The sequence below is a fragment of the Qipengyuania oceanensis genome (assembly GCF_009827535.1).
GTDB classification, from domain to species: domain Bacteria; phylum Pseudomonadota; class Alphaproteobacteria; order Sphingomonadales; family Sphingomonadaceae; genus Qipengyuania_C; species Qipengyuania_C oceanensis.
The window spans coordinates 1-4,687 of sequence record NZ_WTYN01000010.1 but is presented as its reverse complement, the minus strand read 5'-3'; the positions used below and the strand labels follow the sequence as shown (position 1 = coordinate 4,687).

The following is a 4,687-nucleotide window of genomic DNA, read 5'->3' as shown; positions in this document are numbered from 1 at the left end:
TTCTTTGCGTCGGGACATAGTGGGACTCCTTCTTACCCATTATGCCCGCCCACACACGGAAATCCTGACAGTTCCCGCTAATGAACCTTCATTCTCGAACTTTTCTTCCTAATCCACCGCTACTTCTGCTCGAAGCTGATAGAGGCGGGAGCTTCAAAGTTTCGCCTCAGCTTGTCATAATGCGCCGTTGAGTTTGCGGCCGCGCAATCTTAAACAACCTCACGGAGAAAATTTCAAATTACATCGAAGGTGATCGCTGCAATGTCGCACGAAGAAGAGCTCCTCGCCTCGATCCACCTTTCACCGCTCGCGACCATAATTACCGACTTCAGGCAACCAGACAATCCGATCATTGGTGCCAATGAGGCATTCTGCCATCTTACAGGCTATGCGTTTAATGAGGTGATCGGTCGAAATTGCCGGTTTTTAAGTGGACCCGATACAGAAGCTGAAGGAAAGCACTTGCTGAGCAAAGCGATTGCTGACGGACGCCCAGCACTGGCCGAAATTACCAATTACCGGAAGGACGGGTCCTCGTTCTGCAATGCAGTAATGATGGCCCCAATCAAAAATGCGGCGGGTATGGTTACCCATTTCATTGGCACACAAATGCTCGTGCGTGATGGGACTGACACTGAACACTTACGTCGACGCAGGGCCAAACGTCTAGTGGGCGGGCTGACACCTCGACAATTGCAGGTTCTACAGCTTCTGACGAATGGCCTAAGAAATCATGACATCGGCGTCCGGCTCAACCTTTCCGAGGCAACGGTGAAGCTGCACAGATCGAACCTGCTCAAGAAATTAGGCGCGAACTCCCCTGGAGAGGCCGTGCGCATCGCTCTCGAGGCTGGCGTGAAGTCGACAGAGTGAGGCAGAAGGCACGCTTGCAATCTGGCAATCCGTAGCGAACCTTATTCAGCCAATATCTTATCAGCAACCTCTCACCGTTACTCCAGGCATATGGGGTCGCATCTAAGAACGCGCGAAGAGCGATACGCGCTAATGTTAGCGGCCCGAATGCTCGCAGAGCAGGGGTGGCAGGACGTGCGCGTATGCAACGTATCATCTCGCGGTATGATGCTCCGCAGCGCCTCGCCTCCGCAACGAGGCGCTTACGTCGAAATCAGGCATCATCAGATTTGCACCGTCGGCCGGGTGGTCTGGTCCAAGGGCACTGCCTTCGGAATTAATTCTCAACAAAAGATCGAAGTCCGGGAGTTGCTTTCCGGAACGTCGCCCGTTCGCCCTCCTATTAATGGTGAACGCCGGGCCAAGCCGCGGGCCAATTCGTCGATCCAGATGCGGGTTCTGCCCCCTGAAGAGGCGAGCAGGATCGTCGGGAGGGGGTTGGAATGGACCGCAATCGCTCTCGCCGTCGTAGCAGCATCGGTAGCGCTTAGCGGCGTGGTTCGTGCGTCGCTCGAGGCGCCATTTACCGAGGCTCGGGTCGCACTGAAGTCGGCACACTGAGGAAACGGATGATCAACCTCTTTCGAATATCGATGCCAAGTGGATTGCTCGCCAACGGACGGAGCAATGGGGAAGCCAAAGGATGAAGTCGCACCACGCACACACCGAAGCCGAGCGCGTCGCAACATTGCGCTCTTTGTCACTGCTCGACACCAACCCGCAAAAAAGCTTCGATCGTATCACCCAGTTCTGTGCGCACCTGTTCGGCTGCTCCATTTCCTTAATCAGCTTGGTCGATGCCAATCGACAGTGGTTCCTCGCCAAGACCGGCGTCGAAATTTGCGAAACCTCACGAGACGTCGCGTTCTGCAGCCAAGTTATCGATTTGGGACTTCCGCTCCTCATTTCCGACGCACTGGAAGACGACCGGTTCAGCTCCAACCCGCTCGTGGTCGGCGACCCATACATCCGTTCTTATCTTGGACACCCGGTGACCAGCCCGGATGGACATCTTCTCGGCACCCTTTGCCTCGCCGACTCAAGGCCGGGATTGTTCGATGAACTACATCTCGAGCGGATTCGCTACTTTGCCAAGAGTGTTGAGGATCTAATCGAGTCGCACACGCAGCGGATCGAAGCAGCCTATCTTGCGGCGCATCTTGCCGAGCGCTCTGACCGGATCGAGCGCGCGAACCGTCTTTTTGCACAGGCTGAGAAGACCGCAAGGATTGGCTCATGGGAGCTTGACCTAGAGTCCAGCAAACTGACCTATTCCGAGGAAGGTTGCGCAATGCTCGGGTTCAATAAGGACGCGCGAATCGAGCTGAACGGCGCTCTTGGAATGTATCTTCCAGACGATCGTCCGAGGGTCGAGGAAGCTCTCCGCAAGATAGTTGAACAGAAGGGACGTTCTGAGCTTGAAGCAGAGATTTCCACCGCGAGCGGAGAACCGAAGCGCGTGAAGGTCGTCGGAGAATACCTTACGTGCGGTGAGGATAGCTCACCCAAGGTGGTCGGAATAATTCAGGACATAACAGAGTCTTATCACGCTCGACTCGCACTTCAACGGGCGGCCGATTACGACGCGCTTACCAACTTGCTCAACCGGCAGGCGTTCGATCGAAGCTTGAGCGACAGGATCAAGGATTTCCGACGCACGGGAAGAGACTTCTTTGTGCTGCTGCTTGATCTCGATGGGTTCAAGGACATCAATGATACGTATGGACACCTTGTGGGCGATCTAGTCCTCCGGGAGGTCAGCTCGCGGCTCGGCGAGGCTGCGCCGCCCGGCGCACTGATCGCGCGTTGGGGCGGCGACGAATTTGCCGTGATCACTCCCTTTGGCACTACCAATAGGGAGGCAATAGCGATCGGCGACAACCTAATCAGTGCCATCTCAAGCGACGTCGAGATCGCGGGTCAGAAGCTCTCCGTCAGCGCTACCTGCGGTTTCGCTCGCAGCGGAGAGGCGCTCGTGGCCCGTGAGCTCCTACGAAGGGCCGATCTTGCGCTTTATCACGGGAAAGCGCGAGAACCGGCACGTACCCACGAGTATCATCTCGATCTGGAACGCGACAATCGGATCCGCCAGGAAGCAATCAGCCTCGTCCGAAGTGCGCTAGTCGAAAAACGACTCTTTGCCGGCTATCAGCCTATTGTACAGCTCGGCACCAACCAGACTGTGGGATTTGAAGCTTTGATGCGCTTGACCACGCGCTCGGGTGAGACGCTTACGGCCACGCAGGTTCTTCCCGCTCTGCTCGATCCGCTCATATCTCGAGAGGTCAGCAACCGCATGATCGATTACGTCTGCACGGAGTTTCCTTCGGTCCTTGCTTCACAAGAGGGAGTGCAATTTGTCAGCCTCAACGCGACTGAGGCCGACCTTTTGAGTCGTGATTATGCTGACGACCTGCTTGCAAAGCTGGCTCTGAGGAAGATCGCCCCAAGCAATGTCACGTTGGAGATCACGGAGACAATGCTACTGGTGAACGACCCCAGTTCGGTTCAGAAAGTCCTGTTGAAGTTGCGTGCTGCCGGGATGCAAATCGCCCTCGATGACTTTGGGACCGGTTTCTCATCTCTCTCGCACCTCCGGGACTTCCCAATCGACAAAGTGAAAATTGATGGCAGCTTCGTGCAGAAGATCTGCATCGAGCACCGATCGCGTCTTATCGTTCAAGCCTTGATCGCTATGGCGAAGAACCTCGGCAAGGAGGTCGTCGCAGAAGGGGTGGAGACTGAGGAGCAGCGTGAGTTGCTCCTCCAGATGGGATGCTTCTACGGTCAAGGCTTTCTTTTCGGAAAAGCAGAGGCGCCATCGGGCATTCCAACTGAGCAAGCTGATGAGCGAGTACCAAAGAAAATCGTCCGCAAAGCGGCTTAAAAATGACTCGCGCTTACGAGTGCCTAGGAAGATTAATAAAATCGACTCTGAAGTTATCGTGAAACGTGAAGAGATCTGGTTCAGTTGGATGCCTACAAAGCACCAGATTAATTCGAGATCTTTGGCTGGTTCGTCGTTATCAGCTCGGTGATCTTGATTAATGGGCCACGAAAGTGGTACGCTGTCTACGCGGCATGGTGGGCGCAGAGGCGGCATGGTGGGCGCAGAGATTGTCATCAAGATTAGTCAGGTTGATGCCCGCTGCCACGGCGACGTTCGGTATCCTTCTTGTCTATCTCGCAATTTGAGACGTCGTGCGCATTTCAGCTAGCAGCAACGGTGAGACTACTGAAGAAGGCCGTTTTTAACCGTCGAAGCTCAAGTGACAATCCGAAAAGGTAGCGTGGAGGAGCGGCCACGAAAGCTTTACGCTGGTCCATGGGAGCCTCGTGGGCGCCGCAAAAGGACACTCAGTCGTCGGGCAATTGGCTATTTGCGGGATCCCACAACAACGCCAAAGCTAGCGCTCCGATAACAATTGTTCGTTTGATGCCCGGATCGACCCCCACTTCTGTGAAAACGCGGGGACTGCCATTTAATTCAACTGCTCCGACGACGTGACCGCCTTTCTCGAACTGATATCCGATAGGAGTCTCGGTCGGTAGCGAAGTGCCTTCGAAGCGATGCACCGAACGAATCTGCAGGGACTCGCCGCCCAAGGCTATCTCGCCACGTCGCTCATATCGGCTTAGTGCCGCAGCGAGATTGCTAACACTCTCCTGCAATTCGAAGCGGGCAGGGATTGGTAATCCTGACCTTCCCCCAAGAAAGTGGTCCATTTTGAGAGTTAGAGAACCGGCTATTTACGGCTTGAAAGGAGCTGCTGAA

Annotated in this window: 4 protein-coding genes; 3 read left to right on the top strand and 1 reads right to left on the bottom strand. The window is 55.1% G+C overall.

Annotation, left to right across the window (positions count from 1 at the left end):
• Nucleotides 1–261 precede the first annotated feature (261 nt).
• The 3 genes from GRI48_RS14105 (at nt 262) to GRI48_RS14095 (ending at nt 3,799) form a co-directional block, all read left to right on the top strand.
• A complete protein-coding gene (locus tag GRI48_RS14105) occupies nt 262–873 on the top strand; it encodes a LuxR C-terminal-related transcriptional regulator (RefSeq protein WP_160677650.1) in 612 nt (203 codons plus the stop codon).
• 90 nt (nt 874–963) lie between these two features.
• Complete coding sequence (locus tag GRI48_RS14590; protein ID WP_419956971.1) at nt 964–1,473, top strand: PilZ domain-containing protein; 510 nt, start codon at nt 964–966, stop codon at nt 1,471–1,473.
• Between the two features lie 82 nt (nt 1,474–1,555).
• The gene (locus GRI48_RS14095) at nt 1,556–3,799 is read left to right on the top strand and encodes a putative bifunctional diguanylate cyclase/phosphodiesterase (RefSeq protein ID WP_160677644.1); all 2,244 of its coding nucleotides are present in this window, start codon (nt 1,556–1,558) and stop codon (nt 3,797–3,799) included.
• A gap of 470 nt (nt 3,800–4,269) precedes the next feature.
• On the opposite strand, the gene GRI48_RS14090 is transcribed toward GRI48_RS14095, so the two are convergent.
• Nucleotides 4,270–4,638, bottom strand: coding sequence for a hypothetical protein (locus GRI48_RS14090; RefSeq protein WP_160677641.1), 369 nt, complete (start codon nt 4,636–4,638; stop codon nt 4,270–4,272).
• Between the last annotated feature and the right edge of the window lie 49 nt (nt 4,639–4,687).